Below are 22,675 nucleotides of genomic sequence, written 5' to 3'. Positions count from 1 at the left end.
TGTCGCGGCCAAGCCGTCCTTGTAGCACAACCGCCGCCGTCGCGCTTCCATTCAAGTTGTAAGTCAGCGTGCCGTAAATAGCGGCAGCGATCGTTCGTTGCCGGGGCCGCGGCGCGGATGGTGCGCAACGAACACGACACGGGAAGGCACACACGATGAACAGAATGAGCTTGAATCGCAAGTTGTGGCTGGCGCTTGCGCTCGTATGGGTCGGATTGCTGGGGGTGGGGGCGTGGAGCGCGTTCGAGACGCGCTCGACGATGCTCGCCGAGCGCAAGGAAGGGATGGCGAACCTCGTCGATTCGGCGGCGGGCGTCGTGAAGGCGTATTACGCGCTCGCGCAGAGCGGCAAGATGAGCGACGCCGATGCGCGGCGCGACGCGCTCGAGCGCCTGTCGGCGATGCGCTACGGCGATTCCGGCTATCTGTTCGTGATGGATTCGAAGCCCGTCGTGCTGATGCATCCGACGCTGCCGAAGCTCGTCGGCACGCAGGTCGGCGATTACCTGGATCCGGACGGCAAGCCGCTCTTCGTCGCGATCCTGAACGCGGCGAAGGAGCGTGGGCACGGCTTCGCCGAGTATCGCGGGCGGCTGCCGCACAGCGAGACCGCGGTGCCGAAGATCAGCTACGTGACGCGCTTTGCGCCGTGGGACTGGAACATCTCGAGCGGCGTGTTCCTGAAGGACATCGACACCGTCTACTACGAGACGCTCGTCGGCCACCTCGCGATGGTGTTCGTGATCGGCTTCGTGATCACGGCGGCGATGCTCGTCATCATCCGCAACGTGCGCGCGAGCCTGGGCGGCGAGCCGGACGAGGCGGCCACGCTTGCCGCGCGGATCGCGGCGGGCGACCTGACGCGGCCCGTCGCGGTGCGCGCGGGCGACGAGACGAGCATGATGGCCGCGATGCGCGACATGCAGGGCCGCCTGCAGTCGACGATCGGCGGCATACGCCTTGCGGCGGAGTCGATCGCGGCGGCGAGCCACGAGATTGCAGCGGGCAATCACGACCTGTCTCAGCGCACCGAGCAGCAGGCCGCGTCGCTCGAGGAGACCGCGGCGAGCATGGAAGAGCTGACCGCGACGGTCAAGCAGAACGCCGAGAATGCGCGACAGGCGAGCGGGCTCGCGAACAGCGCGTCCGAGATCGCGCTGAAAGGCAACGACGTCGTGAGCCGCGTGATCGGCACGATGGGCGAGATCAACGACAGCTCGCAGAAGATCGCCGACATCATCGGCGTGATCGACGGCATCGCGTTCCAGACCAACATCCTCGCGCTCAATGCGGCCGTCGAGGCGGCGCGCGCGGGCGAGCAGGGGCGCGGCTTCGCGGTCGTCGCGGGCGAGGTGCGCTCGCTCGCGCAGCGGAGCGCGACCGCGGCGAAGGAGATCAAGCAGCTGATCGACGCGTCGGTCGAGCGCGTGCACAACGGCTCGGCGCTCGTCGGCCAGGCGGGCACGACGATGACCGAGATCCTGCAGGCGGTGCGGCGCGTGACCGACATCATGGGCGAAATCGCGGCCGCATCCGAGGAGCAGTCGAGCGGGATCTCGCAGGTCGGCCGCGCCGTCACGCAGATGGACGAAATGACGCAGCAGAACGCGGCGCTCGTCGAGGAGGCGGCCGCCGCCGCGTCGTCGCTGCAGGAGCAGGCGGCGCGCCTGCGTGAATCGGTGAGTGCGTTCCAGGTCGGCGACGGCGCGGCTTCTGCGGGTACGGCGGGCGGCGGCCCGAATGCGGCCGCTTCGTCCGGGCGCGTCGAGCCGGCGCTCGCATGACGCAATCCCATACCTATATGAGCGGGATGTATTTCACAGCCTTGCGATCTTGTGACACCATTTGCGCTTTCGTCAGCGCGGCCCGGCCGGTCAGGCCGTCGCGCCCCCTTTATCGAGCCTGGATGGTTCTGCAAGCAAGCGAGAAATAGATGAAGCGTCGCACTCTCCTGAAAGTTGTCTCCGCAGTTGCGGCCGGCGCGGCTGCCCTCTCCGTTTCCGTCGGCGCGCAAGCGCAGGACAAGGTGATCAAGGTCGGCACGGTCGCGGGTCCGGACGCGCAGGTCTGGCAAGTCGTCCAGAAGGTCGCCAAGGAAAAGCAGGGCCTCAGCGTGAAGGTGATCGAATTCAACGACTACGTGCAGCCGAACGCGGCGCTCGACGCGGGCGACCTCGACGCGAACAGCTTCCAGCACCAGCCGTACCTCGACAGCCAGGTGAAGCAGCGCGGCTACAAGATCGTGAGCGCGGGCCTCACGTACATTTCGCCGATCGGCGTCTATTCGAAGAAGTTCAAGTCGCTGAAGGATCTGCCGGCCGGCGCGAAGGTCGCGCTGCCGAACGATCCGTCGAACGAGAACCGCGCGCTCCTGCTGCTGCAGACGCAAGGCGTGATCAAGCTGAAGGCGGGCGCCGGCACGGGCGGCAACAACGCGACCGTGCTCGACGTCGTGGAGAATCCGAAGAAGCTGAAGCTGACCGAGCTCGACGCCGCGCAACTGCCGCGCGTGCTGTCCGACGTCGACGCGGCCGTGATCAACACGAATTACGCGCTCGCCGCGAACCTGCAGCCGACCAAGGATGCGATCGCGCTCGAATCGCTGACGAGCCCGTACGCGAACCTGATCGCGGTCCGCGCGAAGGACAAGGATCAGCCTTGGGTGAAGAAGCTCGTGAAGGCGTACCAGTCGCCGGAAGTGAAGGAATTCATCGCGAAGCAGTTCAAGGGTTCGATGGTCGCGTCTTTCTGAGCGCCGTCCGATAGCTTCGAATCGCCGGAAGGCCCGCGCATCGCGCGGGCTTTTTTGTTTTGGGCGAAGCGGCCTGCGATCCGCCGGCGCACGCTCGTCCGTACTGTCCCGAAATATTGAATAGTCTGCGGAAATGATATCCTCGGACGCATGCCGTCGCGCCCCGTTTTCGGCGCGGCGGCGCGAGCCGCGCACGTTCCGGGGAGCGCGGCCCGCCTACCATTCAGAACCGGGGGAGACAGACTCATGAAGCGATTCAAGATCGTTGCCGCTCATTCGATCGCGGCGGGCGTCGCGGCGTTCGCGATGCTCGGCGCCGGCGCCGTGCACGCGCAGACCGTCAAGGTGCTGTCGATCGTCGATCATCCGGCGCTCGACGCGATCCGCGACGGCGTGCGCGCGGAGCTGAAGGCCGAGGGCTACGGCGACGACAAGCTCAAGTGGGAATACCAGAGCGCGCAGGGCAACACCGGCACCGCGGCGCAGATCGCCCGCAAGTTCATCGGCGATCGTCCCGACGTGATCGTCGCGATCGCGACGCCCGCCGCGCAGGCCGTCGTCGCGTCGACGAAGAGCGTGCCCGTCGTCTATACGGGCGTGACCGATCCTGTCGCCGCGCAGCTCGTCAAGGGCTGGGGACCGACGGGCACCAACGTGACGGGCGTGTCCGACAAGCTGCCGCTCGACAGGCAAGTGGCGCTCATCAAGCGCGTCGTGCCGAAGGCGAAGACGGTCGGCATGGTCTACAGCCCGGGCGAGGCGAATTCGGTCGTCGTCGTGAAGGCGCTGAAGGAGATCCTCGCGAAGCAGGGGATGGCGCTCAAGGAAGCCGCCGCGCCGCGCACCGTCGACATCGCGCCCGCCGCGAAGAGCCTGATCGGCAAGGTCGACGTGATCTACACGAATACCGACAACAACGTCGTGTCCGCGTACGAATCGCTCGTGAAGGTCGCGAACGAGGCGAAGATCCCGCTCGTCGCGGGCGACACCGACAGCGTGAAGCGCGGCGGCGTCGCGGCGCTCGGCATCAACTACGGCGACCTCGGCCGGCAGACGGGCAAGGTCGTCGCGCGGATCCTGAAGGGCGAGAAGCCGGGGGCGATCGCGTCCGAGACGAGCAGCAACCTCGAGCTGTTCGTCAACGCCGACGCGGCCGCGAAGCAGGGCGTGACGCTCGCGCCCGATCTCGTCAAAGAGGCGAAGACGGTCATCAAGTAACGCGAGCGCGCGAGCCGGCGCCCGCCGAACGAGGGTGCTCGTTCGGCGGGCCTCGGCGGGCCGCTCGCTGCGCGCGGCCCACGGGCTCGGGCCGGGTCGGGCGCCGCCGCCGCGCGCCGTCCCGTCCCGCCCAGCACGCAGCAACAGGATTTCCCCACCATGTCTCTTTTCTCTCTTCTGGGCGCGCTGGAGATCGGCCTCATCTTCAGCCTCGTCGCCCTCGGGGTGCTGATCTCGTTTCGCATCCTCAACTTTCCCGACTTGACCGTCGACGGCAGCTTTCCGCTCGGCGGCGCGGTCGCCGCGACGCTGATCTCCGCGGGCCACGATCCGTTCACGTCGACGCTCGTCGCGATCGCCGCAGGCGCGTGCGCGGGCTTCGTCACCGGCTGGCTCAACGTGCGCCTGAAGATCATGGATCTGCTCGCGAGCATCCTGATGATGATCGCGCTCTATTCGGTGAACCTGCGGATCATGGGGCGGCCGAACGTGCCGCTCATCACCGAGCCCACGCTCTTCACGGTGCTGCAGCCCGACTGGATGCCCGACTACGTGCTGCGGCCGGCGCTGTTGTGCGTCGTCGTTGTGGTCGCGAAGCTCGGGCTCGACTGGTTCTTCTCGTCGCAGCTGGGGCTCGCGATGCGCGCGACGGGCGCGAATCCGCGGATGGCGCGCGCGCAAGGCATCGCGACCGGCCGCGCGACGCTGTCCGGGATGGCGCTGTCGAACGCGCTCGTCGCGCTCGCGGGCGCGCTGTTCGCGCAGACGCAGGGCGGCTCGGACATCTCGATGGGGATCGGCACGATCGTGATCGGGCTCGCCGCCGTGATCATCGGCGAGACGCTGCTGCCCGCGCGGCGGCTCTTCCTCACGACGCTCGCCGTCGTGCTCGGCGCGATCCTCTATCGTTTCTTCATCGCGCTCGCGCTCAACAGCGAGTTCATCGGCCTGAAGGCGCAGGACCTGAACCTCGTGACGGCCGTGCTCGTGACGGTTGCGCTCGTGCTGCCCGCGACGCGCAAGAAGCTGTTCGCCCGCAAGACGGGAGGGGTGTAAATGCTGTCCGCACAAGACCTGAAGCTCACGTTCAACCCCGGCACGCCGATCGAGACGCGCGCGCTGCGAGGGCTGTCGCTCGACATCCCGAACGGCCAATTCGTCACGGTCATCGGCTCGAACGGCGCCGGCAAGTCGACGTTCCTGAACGCGGTGAGCGGCGATCAGCCGGTCGATTCGGGGCAAATCACGATCGACGGCGTCGACGTCACGCGCAAGCCCGCGTGGGGCCGCGCGCCACTTGTCGCGCGCGTGTTCCAGGACCCGATGGCTGGCACCTGCGAAGCGCTGACGATCGAGGAGAACATGTCGCTCGCGATGGCGCGCGGCGCGCGGCGCGGCTTTCGGCCGTCGCTGAACCGCGCGTCGCGCGAGCTGTTTCGCGACAAGCTGCGGCTGTTGAATCTCGGGCTCGAGAACCGGCTCGCCGACCGCATCGGCCTGTTGTCGGGCGGGCAGCGGCAGGCGGTGAGCCTCCTGATGGCGTCGCTGCAGCCGTCGCGGATCCTGCTGCTCGACGAGCACACGGCCGCGCTCGATCCGAAGACGGCAGCGTTCGTGCTGGAGCTGACGGCGCGAATCGTCGCCGAGAGCAAACTGACGACGATGATGGTCACGCACAGCATGCGGCAGGCGCTCGATTATGGCGATCGCACGGTGATGCTGCATCAGGGGCAGGTGGTGCTCGACGTGTCCGGCGACGAGCGCCGCGGGCTCGACGTGCCCGATCTGCTGAAACTGTTCGAGAAGACGCGGCACGAGAAGCTCGACGACGACGCGTTGCTGCTCGGCTGACGTTCGGCGGCGGGACGGGGACGCGGCGGCGTTGCGCGCGGCGTTCGGGGCGGCGAAAGGGCGGCGGCGTGCGACGCGGGGCGAGCCGTCCGTTCTCGGGTTCCGGGTGCGGCGGTTTCGTTTCGACCGGTGCGGCGGCGGGGATTTTGCGTTTCCGGCCGCCGCGACTTCGTGCGAGCGGGTGTCGCGGCTTGCCGAAGCGGACAATTCCGAGCGGCTGTCCGGCGGCTGTCTGGGGCGGGGCAGCGGAGGTTCATTGCCGTAGCGCTCCGCGGGTTCCGATTCGATTTTTCCTCCGATCCTCTGACGAAAGGCCGGTTTCACATCGGTTGCTGTGCGTCGCGGAGGCGTTGCCATATACTGTACAAATATACAGTTATCGGCAACGCGATGTCCGGCTCCTCCCTTTCCCTCGAATCGCTGCATCCGTCGCTCTGGCGCGGCTCCCAGCTCGCGCGCGGCGGTCCGCGCACGGTCGACACCGGTTATGCGGCGCTGTCGGCCGAGCTGCCGGGGGGCGGCTGGCCGGTCGGCGGGCTCGTCGAGCTGCTCGTGCCGCACGCGGGCTGCGGCGAGATGCGCGTGCTCGCGCCCGCGCTCGCTGCGACCGGCAGCGCGCGGCGGCCGCTCGCGTTCGTCGCGCCGCCGCAATCGCCGCATGCGTGCGCGCTCACCGGCCTCGGCGTGCCGCTCGACGCGATGCTGTGGCTGCGCGCGGACAGCGGCGCGGATGCGCTGTGGGCGGCCGAGCAGGCGCTCAAGACCGGCTGCTGCGGCGCGCTCCTGCTGTGGCAGCAGAACACGCGCGCCGATGCGTTGCGCCGCCTGCATCTCGCCGCCGCGCGCGCGGGCGACACGCTGTTCGTGATGTTCCGGCCGCTTGCGGCCGCGCGGCAGCCGTCGCCCGCGGTGCTGCGTGTCGCGCTGCATCCGTCGCCGGGCGGCGTGTCGGTCGAGATCGTCAAGCGCCGCGGGCCGGCGCGCGGCGAGCCGCTCCCGCTCGAGTTGCCGTCGCCCATCGTGGAGAGCCGTTATGCGCGTCTTGCTCGGCATCCATCTGCCGCGCCTGCCGCTCGACGTGTGCGCGCCGTCGTCGCCTGACGGCGGCGACGGCTGCGCGGTGCTCGAACAGGGCGTCGTGCTGGTCGCCGATTCGGCCGCGCGCGCGCGCGGCGTGCGCGCCGGCATGAAGCGCGGCGGCGTGCTGACGCTCGCGCCAGGCGCGCGGCTCGTCGAGCGCGATCCGGCGCGCGAGGCTGATGCGCTGCGTGCGGTCGCGCTCGCGCTCTTGCGCTTCTCGCCGTGCGTCGCGCTCGACGACGAAGCGACGCTCGTCGTCGACGTCGGCGCGAGCCTGCGGCTGTTCGGCGGCCTGCCGTCGCTGTGCCGGCAGGTGCGCGCGACGCTCACCACGCTCGGCTACGCGGCGCGTCTTGCCGCCGCGCCGACCGGGCGCGGCGCGTGGCTGCTCGCGCGCGCACCGGGCCGGCCGCGCACGCGGCGGCGGATCGTGCGGACGGCGTCGCTCGTGCGCGCGCTCGATGCGCTGCCGTGCGAGCTGCTGCCCGACGCGCGCCCGTACGCCGGCTGGTTCGACGGCCTCGGCTGCCGCACGCTCGCCGACCTGCGCCGCCTGCCGCGCGCGGGGCTCACGCGCCGCTGCGGTCCCGCGCTCGTTGCCGCGCTCGATCGCGCGTACGGCGACGTCGCGGAGCCGCTCGCATGGATGCCGGCGCCGCCCGTGTTCGACGCGCGGCTCGAATTGCCGGAGCGCGTCGAATATGCGGAGGCGGTGCTGTTCGTCTCGCGGCGGCTCGTCGTGCAGCTATGCGGCTGGCTCGCCGCGCGGCACCTGTCGCTGTCGGCGATGACGTTTGCGCTCGAGCACGAGCGCGGCCGCCAGGCGGTGCCGCCGACGTCGCTCGAGCTCGCGTTCGCCGAGCCCGCGCGCGACGAGACGCACTTCATGCGCGTTCTCGGCGAGCGGCTCGCGCGCGTCACGTTGCCAGCCGCGGTGATCGCGGTGCGCCTGACCGTCACGCGCGTCGAATCGGTCACGCCGCCCGCCGACGATCTGTTCCCCGAGCCGGGCGGTACTCGCGAGGCGCGCGCACGGCTCGTCGAACTCCTGACCGCGCGGCTCGGCGCGGACAACGTGCTGCGCGCGGCGCCCGTCGCCGATCACCGGCCCGAGGCGGCGAACCGCTGGCTGCCGCTCGACGCGCCGGCCGGCAAGCCGGCCGCGCCGCCCGTCGCGCCGCCGCGTCCCGCGTGGCTGCTCGCGGAGCCGCTGCCGCTCGTGATGCGCGAGAACTGGCCGGTCTATCGCACGCCGCTCAAGTTCGTGTCGTCGATCGAGCGAATCGAGGCGGGCTGGTTCGACGGCCAGCTCGTCGCGCGCGACTATCGCGTCGCGCAGGACGACGACGGCGCGTGCTACTGGGTCTACCAGGAGCGCGGCAGCGGCGCGGCGGGGCAGTGCTGGTTCCTGCACGGCCTGTTCGGGTGAGCGGCATGGACGCGGCATCCAAGATCCTGCCCGACTACGCGGAGCTGTTCTGCCGGTCGAATTTCTCGTTCCTGCACGGCGCGTCGTCGGCGGACGAGCTCGTCGAGCAGGCGAAGGCGCACGGCTATCGCGGCATCGCGATCACCGACGAATGCTCGCTCGCCGGCGCGCCGCGCATGCACGTCGCGGCGAACGCGAAGGGGCTGCCGCTCGTCGTCGGCGCGTACTTCGGCGTGACGCCTGACGACGTCGCGCCGGGACGCGATCCGGGCCCCGGCGCATTCGGCCTCGTGCTGCTCGCGCGGAATCGCGAAGGCTACGGCAACTTGTCCGAGCTGATTTCGTGGCGGCGGATGGACGCGCCGAAGGGCACCTACCGGCTCACGCCGCGGATGCTGGCCGCGCCGCCGTCGAAATTCGCGCATCTGCGCGGCGTGCCCGACTGCTTTGCGATTCTCGTGCCGACGTATCCGGCGCGCGCCGACATGCTCGATGCGCAGCTCGCGTGGTTCGATGCGCTGTTCGGCGAACGCGCGCGGCTCGGGCTCGTGCAACTGCAGCGCGCGCTCGACGGCGCGCATCGCGAGGAGATCCGGGCGGCGGGCGAGCGGTGCGGGATGCACATCGTCGCGCTCGGCGACGTGACGATGCACGCGCGCTCGTGCAAGCCGCTGCAGGATGCGATGACGGCGATCCGGCTCGGGGCGCCGATCGCCGAATGCGGCTACGCGCTCGCGCCGAACGCGGAGCAGCACCTGCGCATGCGTCAGCGGATCGCGCAGCTGTTTCCGCCCGAGGCGATCGCGGAGACGTGCCGGATACTCGACGCGTGCGACTTCTCGCTCGACGAACTGCGCTACGAATATCCGCGCGAACTCGTGCCCGAAGGCCATACGCCGACGAGCTACCTGCGGCGGGAAACCTGGGCGGGCGCGCGCAAGCGCTATCCGCACGGCGTGCCGGACACGGTGCAGGAGAGGATCCGGTACGAGCTCGAGCTGATCGCCGAGCTGAAATACGAGCCGTATTTTTTGACGGTCTACGACGTCGTCCAATATGCGCGCAGCCGCGACATCCTGTGCCAGGGGCGTGGGTCGGCCGCGAACTCCGTCGTCTGCTTTTGCCTCGGCGTGACCGAAGTGCATCCGGAAAAGAGCTCGCTGCTGTTCGAGCGCTTCATCAGCCGCGAACGCGGCGAGCCGCCCGACATCGACGTCGACTTCGAGCATCAGCGTCGCGAGGAGGTCATTCAGTATCTCTACGAAAAATACGGCCACGACCGCGCGGCGCTCGCCGCTGCCGTGTCGACTTATCGCCCGCGCGGCGCGCTGCGCGAGACCGGCAAGGCGCTCGGCGTCGATCCGATGCTCGTCGAACGGGTCGCGAAGGCGCATCGCTGGTTCGACGGCAGCCGCGATCTGCTCGCGCGCTTCGAGTCGGTCGGGCTCGATCCGGACACGCCGCTGATTCGCGCGTGGGCCGAGCTCGCCGCGCGGCTGCTTGGCTTTCCGCGCCATCTGTCGCAGCATTCGGGCGGCTTCGTGATCAGCCGCGGCAAGCTCACGCGGCTCGTGCCGGTCGAGAACGCGGCGATGGAAGGGCGGCGCGTGATCCAGTGGGACAAGGACGATCTGGAGGCGCTCGGGCTGATGAAGGTCGACGTGCTCGCGCTCGGCATGCTGTCCGCGTTGCATCGCGCATTCGACATGGTCACGGCGTGGCGCGGCAAGCGGGACGGCAAGCCGTTCGGGATGCAGAGCATCCCGCAGGACGACGCGGCGACGTACGACATGATCTGCCGCGCCGACACGGTCGGCGTGTTCCAGATCGAATCGCGCGCGCAGATGTCGATGCTGCCGCGTCTGCGGCCGCGCGACTATTACGATCTCGTGATCGAAGTCGCGATCGTGCGGCCGGGGCCGATCCAGGGCGGCGCCGTGCATCCGTATCTGAAGCGGCGGCAGGGCCTCGAGCCCGTCACGTATCCGAAGGATGACCTGAAGCCGGCGCTCGAGCGCACGCGCGGCGTGCCGATCTTCCAGGAGCAGGTGATGCAGATCGCGATCATCGCCGCGGGCTTCACGCCCGGCGAGGCCGACGCGCTGCGCCGCGCGATGGCCGCGTGGAAGCGCAAGGGCAATCTCGAGCAGTATCGGCGCAAGATCGTCGGCGGCATGCGCGAGCGCGACTATCCGCCCGAATTCGCCGAGCAGATCTTCGAGCAGATCAAGGGCTTCGGTGAATACGGCTTTCCGGAGAGCCATGCGGCGAGCTTCGCGCATCTCGTCTACGCGAGCAGCTGGCTCAAGTGCCACGAGCCGGCGATCTTCGTCGCCGCGCTGCTGAACAGCCAGCCGATGGGTTTCTATCCGCCCGCGCAGCTCGTGCAGGATGCGAAGCGCCACGGCGTGACGGTGCTGCCGATCGACGCGATGACAAGCGGCTGGGACGCGTCGCTCGAAGCGCAGCTCGGCGAGATGCCGCCCGACGGGCAGCCGGCGGTGCGGCTCGGCCTGTCGCTCGTGCGCGGCCTGGGCGAGGACGCCGCGCGGCGGATCGAAGCGGCGCGTGCGGCTGGGCCGTTTGCGAGCGTCGATGAACTCGCGCGCCGCGCGCGCCTCGAGCGCCGCGATCTCGAAGCGCTCGCCGCCGCGAACGCGTTCGCGGCGCTCGCCGGCCACCGTCGCGACGCGCTGTGGCAGGCGGTCGCCGCAGTGCCGGAGCGTGATCTGCTCGCCGCCGCGCCGATCGACGAAGCGGTGAAGCCCGAGCTCGGCGCACCGTCCGAGGCTGACGACGTCCTCGCCGACTATCACACGATCGGCCTCACGCTGAACCGGCATCCGGTCGCGCTGCTGCGGCCCGAGCTCGACGCGCGGCGGCTGTCGTCCGCCGCGGCGCTGCGCGATCGCCGCAACGGTCGGCTTGCGCGCGCGTGCGGGCTCGTGACCGCGCGGCAGATGCCGGGCACCGCGAAGGGCGTGCTGTTCGTCACGCTCGAGGACGAGACGGGCTGCGTGAACGTGATCGTCCGGCCGGAGCTGCTCGAGCGGCAGCGGCGCGAGACGCTCGATTCGCGGCTGCTCGCGGTGTCGGGCGTCTGGCAGTGCGAGAGCGACGTCCGGCACCTGGTCGCGCAATATCTCGAGGATCTGACGCCGCTCATCGCCGGCTTGCGGACCGAGAGCCGCGAATTCCATTGATGCGGACCGGTGCATACCAGTGCGCAGCACTGGTGCTATTTCGGTCTCTATTTCGTCAAAATCCAGTCTGCTCCGGTGTGTTCGTCCGACGCCCGGTTTTGGGTGTTAGGGTAAATACCTATCTCGTAACATGCTGTAAATAAAGGGCTTCGGTGCGTGCCAACCTTTGACCGACAACGCTTTCCAGCGATTCGGCGTACCGATTTTGATCAAATTGATTGGTATTATTTTGGTTATATAATGGCCTCGCTTTCGGACGACGCCCACCCGTTTTCGCACCCGGAGACCTATGGATATCGGCTGGTCGGCGCTGGCGCTGGATGCCCGCAGCGACACCCCGCTCTACCTGCAGCTCGCCCGCAATCTCGCCGGCGCGATTCACGGCGGCACATGGTGCGCCGGCGAGGCGCCGCCGTCCGAGCGCGGTTTGTCGGCGGCGGCCGGCGTGTCGCGGATCACCGCGCGCCGCGCGCTCGCGCTCCTCGTCGAGCAGGGCCTCATCCGCCGCGTGCGCGGCGCGGGCAGCTTCATCACGCCGCGCATCGCCGATCCGCTGTCGAGGCTCGTCGGGTTTTCGGCGAAGATGCGCCAGCGCGGGTTCGCACCCGATTCGGTGTGGCTCGCGCGCAGCCTGCGCGCCGCGCGCCGCGACGAAATCGCGTGCTTCGGCCTTTCGCCCGGCGCGACGGTCGCGCGCCTCGAACGGCTGCGGCGCGCGGACGGCATCGTGATGGCGTACGAGCGCTCGACGCTGCCCGCGACCTGCGTGCCCGAGCCGCAGGCGCTCGAAGGGTCGCTGTACAGCTACCTGCAGTCGCGCGGACTCGAAGTGGTGCGCGCGTCGCAGCGGTTTCGCGCGGCGAACGCGCCGCCCGACGTCGCGCAGTGGCTCGGCATCGCGCTGGGCGCCGCGCTGCTCGTCATCACGCGGATCGGTTACGGCACCGACCGGCGTGCGATCGAGACGACCGAAACCTATTGCCGTGACGACTATTACGATTTCGTCGCCGAGCTGAAACGCTGACACGACAGACTGTCGGCGGCAGCCCGGACGACCCGCAAGCCCTCTCGCAGCAGTACGCAGCACCGACCCAATACGCATCACCAGATATCAGAGAACGTCATGCTGACCGGAAACATACTCACCCCCGAAGGCTGGATCCACGGCACGCTCGAGTTCGAGAACGGCCGGATCACCGCACTGTCGGGCGACGCGACAGATCCGTCGAAGAACGACGCGCAATACGTGCTGCCCGGCTTCATCGATCTGCACGTGCACGGCGCGGGCGGCGCCGACGTGATGGAAGGCGGCGATGCGATCGAGACGATCGCGCGCACGCACGCGCGCTACGGCACGACGAGCCTGCTCGCGACGACGATGACGGCGCCGCGCGACGAGTTGATGCGCGTCGTCGCGGATCTCGGCGACGTCGCGCGCGTGCGCACGCCGGGCGGCTCGCGCGTGCTCGGCGTGCATCTCGAAGGCCCGTACATCAATCCCGGCAAGCTCGGCGCGCAGCCGGACGCGGCGGTGTCCGCGGTGCTCGACGAGGTGCTGAAGTATCTGTCGATCGCGCCGATCCGCGTCGTCACGCTCGCGCCGGAGATCTCCGGCCACATCGAGATCATTTCGGAGATGGCCGCGCGCGGCGTGCGCGTGCAGCTCGGTCACTCGCTCGGCACGTACGACGACGCGGTCGCCGCGCTCAAGCACGGCGCGTGCGGCTTCACGCACCTGTTCAACGCGATGTCGCCGCTGCATCACCGCAATCCGGGCATCGTCGGCGCGGCGCTCGCGCACGCCGAATACGCGGAGATCATCCCCGACCTGCTGCACGTGCATCCGGGCGCGATCCGCGCCGCGCTGCGCGCGATCCCGCGTCTGTACGTCGTGACCGACAGCACGTCGGCGACGGGCATGCCCGACGGCGAGTACCGGCTCGGCAGCCAGCGCGTGACGAAGTGCCTGGGCGGCGTGCGCCTCGCCGACGGCACGCTCGCCGGCAGCACGCTGACGATGGACCAGGCGCTGCGCAATCTCGTGTCGCTCGGCCTGCCGATCGCCGACGTGTCGAACCGGATGTCGCGCTATGCGGCCGACTATCTCGGCGTCGCCGATCGCGGCCGCATCGAGCGCGGCGCGTGGGCGGATCTCGTCGTGTTCGATCGCGAACTGAACCTGACTGCGACCTTTGTCGAAGGAGAATCGATTGTCGAATATGCTTAACGAGGCGCGCGAGTCGGCGCGCGTCGTCGCCGCGCAGCTCGCGGACACGCGCCGCGTCGAGGCGCTCGCGCTCCATCTCGCCGCGAACGCGCCGCAGGTCGCGCTGACCGTCGCGCGCGGCAGCTCCGATCACGCGGCGAGCTATTTCGCGAGCCTGACGATGAGCCGCCTCGGCGTGCCCGTCGCGTCGCTGCCGATGTCGGTCGCGACGCTGCAGCAGGCGCCCCTCAAGGTGCAGGGCCAGCTCGCGCTCGCGTTCTCGCAATCGGGCAAGAGCCCGGACCTCGTCAACACGATGACCGCGCTGCGCGAAGCCGGCGCGCTGACGGTCGCCGCCGTCAACGTGCTGCCGTCGCCGCTCGCCGACGCGTGCGAGCACCCATTGCCGCTCCTCGCCGGCCCCGAGCTGTCGGTCGCCGCGACGAAGAGCTATATCGCGATGCTGTCGCTGTCCGCGCAGCTCGTCGCGTTCTGGCAGCGCGACGCCGCGCTCGTCTCCGCGCTGCGCAGCCTGCCCGACGCGCTCGATCAGGCGGGCAGGCTCGATTGGTCGTCCGCCGTCGAAGAACTGCGCGACGTCGAGCGGATGATCGTGATCGGCCGCGGGCTCGGCCTCGCGATCGCGCAGGAGGCGGCGCTCAAGCTGAAGGAGACGTCGGGCATCCAGGCCGAGGCGTTCTCGAGCGCCGAAGTGCGGCACGGCCCGATGGAACTGATCGACCGCGACTATCCGCTCCTCGTGTTCGCGCCGCCCGGGCCGGAGCAGGAGGGCCTCCTGCAGCTCGCGCGCGACATGCGCGCGCGCGGCGCGCGCGTTTTGCTCGCCGCGCCCGCGGGCACGCCCGATGCGACGCTGCCGCTTGCGCGCACCGCGCATCCGGCGCTCGATCCGATTGCGGCCATCCTTTCGTTCTACGTGATGGCAGCCGAGCTCGCCGTCGCACGCGGCCGCGATCCCGACGCGCCGCGCCATCTGCACAAAGTCACCGAAACGCACTGACGATCACCGACGAGACGAGACAGCCATGAGACGTGCCGAGGAGTCACAGTTGAAGCAAGCATCCCACGACCAGACCGTGCTGGTCGCTCCGTTGACGGGACCCGTCGTGCCGCTCGCCGACGTGCCCGATCCTGTGTTCTCGGGCGGCATGTTCGGCGACGGCATCGGCATCGACCCGCTCGAAGGCCGGCTTGTCGCGCCGTGCGCGGGCATCGTGTCGCACGTCGCGCGCACCGGCCACGCGGTGACGATCACGGCCGACGGCGGCGCGGAGATCCTGCTGCACATCGGCATCGACACGGTTGAGCTGAACGGCCTCGGCTTCGCGGCGAAGGTCGCGGAAGGCGCGCGCGTCGCGGCGGGCGATCTGCTGATCGAGTTCGATCAGGATTCGATCGCGCGCGCCGCGCACAGCCTCGTGTCGGTGATCGCGATCGCGAATTCGGATGCGTTCGAAGTCGTCGAGCGCGCGGGCGCGGGCGTCGCGAAGGCGGGCGAGACGCCGCTGCTCAAGCTGCGCGCGCGCGGCGCGGCGGCGGGCGCCGTCGCGGGCGCGGGCGCGGCTGGCGACGGCGCGAGCGTCGCCGCCGAGGTGCGCAAGTCGATCACGCTCACGCAGCCGGGCGGCCTGCATGCACGGCCTGCCGCGCGCGCGCGCGAAGCGGCGCGCGGGCTCGACGCACACGTCGAAGTGCATTTCGAGGGACGTAAGGCGGCGCTGCAGAGCGTCGTCGGCCTGCTCGGCCTGGGCGCGGGCGAGCACGCGGCGATCGAGCTCGTTGCGACGGGCCGCGACGCCGCGCAGGCGATCGAGCTCGTCGCGCACGAGCTGCTGCGCGAAGCGCACGGCGAGGCCGAAGAGAAGCCGGCGCGCATCGTGTCTCCGGCGCCCGTCGTCGCGGCGGCGGGGCTCGCGCCGCTCGATCCGAACACGCTCGCGGGCGTGTGCGCGGCGCCCGGCATCGCGGTCGGCGCGCTCGTGCGCTGGGATGACGCGGACATCGCGCCGCCCGAGCTCGCGAGTGGCACGCCGGCGGCCGAGAGCCGCCTGCTCGACCGCGCGCTCGCCGCCGTCGACGCGGAGCTCGAGGCGACGGTGCGCGAAGCGTCGCAGCGCGGCGCGATCGGCGAAGCCGGCATCTTCGCCGTGCACCGCGTGCTGCTCGAAGACCCGGCGCTCGTCGACGCCGCGCGCGACTTGATCAGCCTCGGCAAGAGCGCGGGCCACGCGTGGCGCGAGACGATTCGCGCGCAGACCGCCGTGCTGTCCGACGTCGACGACGCGCTTCTCGCCGAGCGCGCGGCCGATCTGCGCGACATCGACAAGCGCGTGCTGCGCGCGCTCGGCTACGCGAGCGCGACCGCGCGCGAGCTGCCCGCCGAAGCGGTGCTCGCGGCGGAGGAATTCACGCCGTCCGATCTGTCGTCGCTCGATCGCGAGCGCGTGCAGGCGCTCGTAATGGCGCGCGGCGGCGCGACGTCGCATGCGGCGATCATCGCGCGCCAGCTCGGCATCCCGGCGCTCGTCGCGGTCGGCGATGCGCTGTATGCGATTCCCGAGCGCACGCAAGTCGTCGTCGATGCGAGCGCGGGCCGCCTCGAATACGCGCCGACCGCGCTCGACGTCGAGCGCGCGCGCCTGGAACGGCAGCGTCTCGCGGGCGTGCGCGAAGCGAACCGGCGTGTGTCGGGCGAAGCCGCGGTGACGCGCGACGGCCACAAGATCGAAGTCGCCGCGAACATCGCGACGCTCGACGACGCGCGCGTCGCGGTCGACAACGGCGCCGACGCGATCGGCCTGTTGCGCACCGAGCTGATGTTCATCCACCGGCAGGCCGCGCCCACGACGTCCGAACATCGGCAGAGCTATCAATCGATCGTCGACGCGCTGCAAGGGCGCACGGCGATCATCCGCACGCTCGACGTCGGCGCGGACAAGGAAGTCGACTATCTGACGCTGCCGCCCGAGCCGAACCCGGCGCTCGGCCTGCGCGGCATCCGTCTCGCGCAGGTGCGCCCGGATCTGCTCGACGATCAGTTGCAGGGCCTCCTCGCGGTGCAGCCGTACGGCTCGGTGCGGATCCTGCTGCCGATGGTGACGGACGTCGGCGAGCTCGTGCGCATCCGCAAGCGCATCGACGACTTCGCGCGCGCGATGGGCCGCGCGGAGCCCGTCGAAGTGGGCGTGATGATCGAGGTGCCGTCGGCCGCGCTCCTCGCCGATCAACTTGCGAAGCACGCGGACTTCCTGTCGATCGGCACGAACGATCTCACGCAATACACGCTCGCGATGGATCGCTGCCAAGCGGATCTCGCGGCGCTCGCGGACGGCTTGCATCCTGCCGTGCTGCGGCTCGTCGATGCAACCGTGCGCGGCGCCGAGAAGCACGGCAAGTGGGTCGGCGTGTGCGGCGCGCTGGGCGGCGACCCGGTCGCGGTGCCGGTCTTGGTCGGCCTCGGCGTGACGGAATTGTCGGTGGACCCGGTGTCGGTGCCGGGCATCAAGGCGCGGGTGCGCCGTCTCGATTACCAGTTGTGCCGGCAGCGCGCGCAAGACTTGCTCGCGCTCGAATCGGCGCAGGCGGTGAGGGCAGCAAGCCGCGAGATCTGGCCGGCGGACTGAAGAGCGTCCGGCGTCAGGCGAATCGCGTGCGTTTCGGTTTCAACCCACATGGCTGATCAATTATTCAACGACGAGACACAATAAGGATTGGAGGATCGAATGGACGGGAACCCGTTTCTGAAAATACAAAGCCTCGGTCGGGCGCTGATGCTGCCGATCGCGGTGCTGCCGGTGGCGGGCATCCTGCTGCGCCTCGGGCAGCAGGACGTGCTCAACATCAAGATGATCGCCGACGCCGGCGGCGCGATCTTCGACAACCTGCCGCTGCTGTTCGCGATCGGCGTCGCAGTCGGCTTCGCGAAGGACAACAACGGCGTTGCGGCGCTCGCGGGGGCGATCGGCTATCTGATCGAAGTCGCGATCATGAAGGACATCGATCCGAAGCTCAACATGGGCGTGCTGTCGGGGATCATCGCGGGCGTCGTTGCGGGGCTCCTGTACAACCGCTACAAAGACATCAAGCTGCCCGACTACCTCGCGTTCTTCGGCGGCAAGCGCTTCGTGCCGATCATCACGGGGCTCGCGTGCGTCGTGCTCGGGATCGTGTTCGGCTACGTGTGGCAGCCCGTGCAGCACGCGATCGACGCGATCGGCCAGTGGCTGCTGACGGCGGGAGCGATCGGCACGTTCGTCTACGGGTTCCTGAATCGTCTGCTGCTCGTCACGGGGCTGCACCACATCATCAATTCGCTCGTCTGGTTCGTGTTCGGCACGTTCACGCCGGCGGCGGGCGGCGCGGCGGTGACGGGCGACCTGCACCGCTTCTTCGCGGGCGACCCGACCGCCGGCGGCTTCATGGCGGGCTTCTTCCCGATCATGATGTTCGGCCTGCCGGCCGCGTGCCTCGCGATGTTTCATGAAGCGCCGAAGGAGCGCCGCGCGGTCGTCGGCGGCCTGCTGTTCTCGATGGCGCTCACGTCGTTCCTGACGGGCGTGACCGAGCCGATCGAGTTCAGCTTCATGTTCCTCGCGCCGGTGCTCTACGTGATTCACGCGGTGCTGACGGGGCTTTCGCTCGCGATCTGCCAGATGCTCGGCGTGAAGCTCGGCTTCACGTTCTCGGCGGGCGCGATCGACTACGTGCTGAACTACGGGCTGGCGACGAAGGGCTGGATTGCGATTCCGCTCGGCCTCGCGTACGGCGTCGCGTACTACGGCCTGTTCCGCTTCTTCATCCGCAGGTTCAACATGGCGACGCCGGGCCGCGAGCCGGCCGGCGCCGACGCGCAAGTGCAGTCGTTCGCGTCGGGCGGCTTCGTCGCGCCGGCGGCGGGCGCGTCCGTGCCGCGCGCGCAGCGCTACATCGCGGCGCTCGGCGGCGCGGCGAACCTGTCGGTCGTCGATGCGTGCACGACGCGTCTGCGTCTGTCCGTCGTCGACCCGAACAAGGTGTCCGAAGCGGATCTGCGCACGATCGGCGCGCGCGGCGTGCTGAAGCGCGGCGGAAGCAGCGTGCAGGTGATCATCGGGCCGGAGGCGGACATCATCGCCGACGAGATTCGCGCGACGCTCGGCAGCGGCGCGGGGGCGTCCGCGCCGGCCGGCGCTGCGGCTGCGGCCGCGCCTGCCGCGTCTGTGGCGGCGGCATCGGCCGCGGGCTCGCAGGCCGGGCCGCTCGATCCGGAACCGACGCGCTGGCTCGCGGTGTTCGGCGGCGCGACGAACGTCGCGTCGCTCGACGCGGTTGCGGCGACGCGGCTGCGCATCGTCGTGCGCGATCCGTCGGTGGTCGATCGTCAGCGCCTCGCGACGCTTGACGTCGCGTGGGTGTCGAGCGACACGTTCCACATCGTCTGCGGTCCGGCGGCGCCGCGCTACGCGCAGCAACTCGCAGCGCGTCTGCTGTCGACGGACGGCGGCGCGGCGGCTCAGCCGGCCTGACGCGACATGGGTCGGCCGAATCCGCGCGGCGGGTTCGGCTTCGATCGGCAAACGGGAAACGGCTTGCGATTGCCGCAAGCCGTTTTTCTTTGGCTCGGCGATCGGCGTGGGCGGTCTTCGCGTTGCGGAGGGCGAACGGCAAAGGAAACGGCACGCGGGCGGCGTCGCGGCTTTCTGCCGTCTTGGCCGCGCGACATCATGGATCGCCGGCGTGCCGATGGCGGCTTGCACGATGCGCGAGACATTGCGATTCGATGTGCGATTCGGCGTGGCGACTTGCGAAGCGGCGAGCGAGCGGACAAGCGAGAAGGCGGCCGCGCGCCGGATCGAAGCAGCGAAGCCCGATTCCGGATGCGAGCGCCGCGCCTGTCGCACGACGAAAGCGACGATCGGGAGCGGCCATCGCACTCGGCATGGCGCCGCGACGATCGGCGTCGGGGCACGCCTGCATCGTTTCCGCAGTCGCGTTGGCGATGCAATGAATGGCCCGCAGCACGCGCTTCGGCAAATCAGGCGCGACGACGGTTGGCCGAGCCGATGATTCGCCGCACGGGCGGCGTCCCGATCGAGCGTCGCGGCGCGCCGGGCAGATGGCCCATCGATGAAGCCGCGCCGCAATGGGCCTCGCGAAGCCGCGAGCGACGCATGCGTCCGAACCGGACATCTGCCGCTCGACCGAGTGCCGCTCGACCCGCGCATTGAAATTGAACAAGCCGGGCGACGCGCACGCAACGCGTCGCCCGGCTCGCGGATCACTTGCCCGTCAGCGTGAACGTCGGCTTGCGATACCCGATGCCCGCGCGTTCGAGCTTCGGCAATTCGCGCCGCTTGAGCACGGTCGCGAAGCCCGCCCAGTCGCGTTCGAGCGCCGCCGTGTCGACGTGATGCGTGTCGCCGAGCTTGTAGCGCACGCCGGCCGCATACGGCAGCTCCCAATCGGCCCGGTGCCACGCGCGCTCGGCGAGCGCGAGGAGGCGCGGATACACCATGTATTCGAGCAACTGCCCGTTGCGCATCACTTCGCCCCACGCCTGCCCCTGGATGCCCTCGATGCGCGGCGTCGCACCCGCGCTCGTCACCTCGAACGGATTACCGTCTCGATCGCCGAACACCTCGGCGTTCTGCGGCAGGTTCTCCGGCGCGAGCGAAAACACCTTGTACTCGTCCGTCGCCTGCGATCCCCAGTAGTAGCCGCGCTCGCGCGGATTACGCGTGTACGGGAAGTCGAAGTACAGGTAGTCGGGCAGCGCGAGCACCGTCCGATAGCCCTTCGCGCTCAGGTCGCGCGCGCTGTCGGACGCGCCCCAGAAGATCGTGTCCCACAGCGACACCATCACGCTGCGCGTGCTGAAGTCCTGCGGTCCGTTCGCATGCTTGATGCCGTCCTGCCACGCGGCCATCGCGCCGATCCCGTTCGCGTTCACGACGGCGCTGACCTGCTTCGCGAAGCGCGTCGGCAGCTCGTCGATCGACTTGATTTCTCCACGCTGCAGCAGCGCGGTGCAGGCGGGCGAGCGCGCCCACGGCTTGTCCTGCGCGGCGAGATTGACGCGGCCCTTGCCCGGATCGGCGCCGTCGAGCGGCTGGAAGCCCGCGCCGAGCAGGATGTTCTTGGCCTCGTCGCCGCCGAAGTGCCAGATGCGCAGCGGCGCTTGCGCGTCCGCGTGCATCGACGCGATCTCGCGGATCACCTTCGACGCGAAGTTGAGCGCGCCCGGCAGGCACGGGTTCAGATCGCTGCGTCGGTCGTAGAACTGGACCGTCAGCAGGTTCGACGTGTCCTGCGGATCGAGCAGACGATACGCGCTCGCTTCTTGCTCGCGGCCGGCCGCGTGCAAGCGGCGATAGCGCGCCTCCATCGATACGACGGCCGCGCGCGAGTGCGCGGGCATGTCGATCTCGGGGATCACTTCGACGAAGCGATCGGCCGCGTAGCGCAGCAGCGCGATGTAGTCGTCGCGCGTCAGATAGCCGCCGCCCGAGCGATTGTCCGGCCCGGAGCCGAGCTGCGGCAGCAGGCAGCGCGTTTCGCTCGGATCGTGGCAGCGGCGCGAGCCGATGTCGGTCAGCTCCGGCAGGCCCGGAATCTCGATGCGCCAGCCCTCGTCGTCGGACAGATGCAGATGCAGCCGGTTGAGCTTGTACGCGCTCATCTGGTCGATCAGGCGGCGCAGCGTCGCTGGTTGCTTGAAGTTGCGCGCGAGATCGACGTGCATTCCGCGATGGGCGAAGCGCGGCGCGTCCTCGACGAGCATCGCCGGCACGGTTCCGCCGCCCGCCGGCGCGAGCGAGAAGAGCGTCTGCACGCCGTGGTACAGACCGGCGCGATCGTAGCCTTCGACGAACGCGCCGCGTGGCCCGATCGCGAGCCGGTAGCCGCCCGGCGCCGCGATGTCGGCGGGCAGCCGGCGCGGCGCGACGACGCCCCAGACGGGCACGGCCGCGCCGTCGAGACCGAGCGTGCCCGCGCGATCGCGCAACGCCGCGACCTGCGCGGACGACAGCTCCGGCAGCGTCAGATCGACGCCGCGCAAATCGAGCGCGCCGGGCAGCGCGCGCTCTCGCTTCACGCTCGGCAGCGCGCGGCTCGCGACCGGCTGCGCGGCGACGGGCGGCGCATTGCCGGGCGAGTCGCTCTGCGCGTCGGCGGGCAGCGTTTCGACGTAGCGCAGCTCGTCGTCGGTGTCGTCGTAGCGGAGCACCGCGGGCGGCGCACCGTCGACGACGACGTACGGGCGCGGAATCACGTCGCTGTAGCGGCGCAGCCAGTATTCGGCGACGAACGGCAACTCGATCCGCTCGCCTTGCGCAAGCTTGATCGTGCCGGGCTGCGGCGTCAGCTCGTACAGATCGCCCGTCAGATGGCGCAGCGTGAAGCCCGGGCGATCGATCCGGAGAATCCGTCGAATGCTGTGCAGATACAGCCGCCAGCCGCCGTCGGTGATCTGCGGGTGCCCGCGGTTCTGCAGGATCAGGCGGCCCGTCGCGCAACTCGCCCAATCGGCGCCGAGGCCGGCGCACGGCACGCCTGCCGACGCCGCATGATTGTTGTCGACGGAGACGCGCACCGCGAGGCCGTTCGACAGCAGCGCGGCGAGCTCGGCGGGCGTGGCGGGCGAGGTGGACGGCCGTGCGGCCGCCGCGGCCGCAGTTGCCCGCGCGGGCAACTGCGCGCGCGATGCCGCAGGCACTAGCGCCGCCGCGGCCAGCAAGGCGGTGCACAGGGAATGCGAGATTCGATTCATGGGGATTCCTCGGAAAAAAACGGCGATACGACGCCGTGGGATTACGTCGCTGCGATCGGGTCTTTCAAGGAAGCTGCTGGGGAAGGCTCGGGGGCTGCGCGCGGACGAAAGGAAGGACGAAGCTGCGGTCGCGCGCGTTCGCGTGTCACGGATCGGATTCGGGGCG

15 protein-coding genes are annotated in these 22,675 nt (G+C 69.9%); 14 read left to right on the top strand and 1 reads right to left on the bottom strand.

All coding sequences use genetic code 11. The annotated features are described in order from the left end of the window. Positions 1-155: 155 nt before the first annotated feature. From WS70_RS16415 to nagE, 14 genes are all read left to right on the top strand, one after another. Positions 156-1,784 carry a methyl-accepting chemotaxis protein gene (locus WS70_RS16415; RefSeq protein ID WP_059596788.1) on the top strand — a complete coding sequence of 543 codons (1,629 nt, stop codon included), beginning with the start codon at positions 156-158 and terminating at the stop codon, positions 1,782-1,784. Continuing rightward, positions 1,781-1,933 carry a permease gene (locus tag WS70_RS16410; protein WP_082716240.1) on the top strand — a complete coding sequence of 51 codons (153 nt, stop codon included), beginning with the start codon at positions 1,781-1,783 and terminating at the stop codon, positions 1,931-1,933. Before WS70_RS16415 ends, WS70_RS16410 begins: the two co-directional genes overlap by 4 nt. Continuing rightward, the gene (locus WS70_RS16405; protein WP_059471812.1) at positions 1,934-2,752 is read left to right on the top strand and encodes a MetQ/NlpA family ABC transporter substrate-binding protein; all 819 of its coding nucleotides are present in this window, start codon (positions 1,934-1,936) and stop codon (positions 2,750-2,752) included. 246 nt (positions 2,753-2,998) lie between these two features. Beyond that, complete coding sequence (locus tag WS70_RS16400; RefSeq protein ID WP_059471811.1) at positions 2,999-3,970, top strand: ABC transporter substrate-binding protein; 972 nt, start codon at positions 2,999-3,001, stop codon at positions 3,968-3,970. Positions 3,971-4,129: 159 nt separating this feature from the next. Further along, entirely contained in the window at positions 4,130-5,026 is an 897-nt protein-coding gene (locus tag WS70_RS16395) for an ABC transporter permease (protein ID WP_059596787.1), read from the top strand. Beyond that, a complete protein-coding gene (locus tag WS70_RS16390) occupies positions 5,027-5,821 on the top strand; it encodes an ABC transporter ATP-binding protein (protein ID WP_059471809.1) in 795 nt (264 codons plus the stop codon). A 390-nt stretch (positions 5,822-6,211) separates the two neighbouring features. Then, positions 6,212-6,922 (top strand): translesion DNA synthesis-associated protein ImuA, encoded by a 711-nt coding sequence (imuA, locus tag WS70_RS16385; protein ID WP_059596786.1) that lies wholly within the window; start codon positions 6,212-6,214, stop codon positions 6,920-6,922. Next, a complete protein-coding gene (locus tag WS70_RS16380; protein ID WP_059471807.1) occupies positions 6,855-8,330 on the top strand; it encodes a Y-family DNA polymerase in 1,476 nt (491 codons plus the stop codon). The genes imuA and WS70_RS16380 overlap by 68 nt, the downstream gene beginning before the upstream one ends. Positions 8,331-8,335: 5 nt before the next feature. Then, the gene (locus WS70_RS16375) at positions 8,336-11,533 is read left to right on the top strand and encodes an error-prone DNA polymerase (RefSeq protein ID WP_059596785.1); all 3,198 of its coding nucleotides are present in this window, start codon (positions 8,336-8,338) and stop codon (positions 11,531-11,533) included. Between the two features lie 289 nt (positions 11,534-11,822). Further along, positions 11,823-12,557, top strand: a complete 735-nt coding sequence (locus tag WS70_RS16370; protein ID WP_059596784.1) for a GntR family transcriptional regulator — start codon at positions 11,823-11,825, stop codon at positions 12,555-12,557. Positions 12,558-12,656: 99 nt separating this feature from the next. After that, positions 12,657-13,760, top strand: coding sequence for an N-acetylglucosamine-6-phosphate deacetylase (gene nagA, locus WS70_RS16365; protein WP_059596783.1), 1,104 nt, complete (start codon positions 12,657-12,659; stop codon positions 13,758-13,760). Further along, on the top strand, positions 13,753-14,760 hold the full coding sequence (locus WS70_RS16360; protein WP_059596782.1) for an SIS domain-containing protein: 1,008 nt from the start codon (positions 13,753-13,755) through the stop codon (positions 14,758-14,760). Before nagA ends, WS70_RS16360 begins: the two co-directional genes overlap by 8 nt. Before the next feature lie 25 nt (positions 14,761-14,785). Next, positions 14,786-17,383, top strand: a complete 2,598-nt coding sequence (gene ptsP / locus WS70_RS16355) for a phosphoenolpyruvate--protein phosphotransferase (RefSeq protein ID WP_059596781.1) — start codon at positions 14,786-14,788, stop codon at positions 17,381-17,383. Positions 17,384-17,482: 99 nt separating this feature from the next. Further along, entirely contained in the window at positions 17,483-19,264 is a 1,782-nt protein-coding gene (gene nagE / locus WS70_RS16350) for an N-acetylglucosamine-specific PTS transporter subunit IIBC (RefSeq protein WP_059596780.1), read from the top strand. Between the two features lie 752 nt (positions 19,265-20,016). Here nagE and WS70_RS16340 read toward each other — a convergent pair. Continuing rightward, complete coding sequence (locus WS70_RS16340; protein WP_059596778.1) at positions 20,017-22,509, bottom strand: family 20 glycosylhydrolase; 2,493 nt, start codon at positions 22,507-22,509, stop codon at positions 20,017-20,019. Positions 22,510-22,675: the final 166 nt, after the last annotated feature.

The sequence above is a fragment of the Burkholderia mayonis genome (genome assembly GCF_001523745.2).
Classification (GTDB): domain Bacteria; phylum Pseudomonadota; class Gammaproteobacteria; order Burkholderiales; family Burkholderiaceae; genus Burkholderia; species Burkholderia mayonis.
The sequence above is the reverse complement of the archived record's forward strand: the minus strand, read 5'-3'. Positions and strand labels throughout refer to the sequence as shown.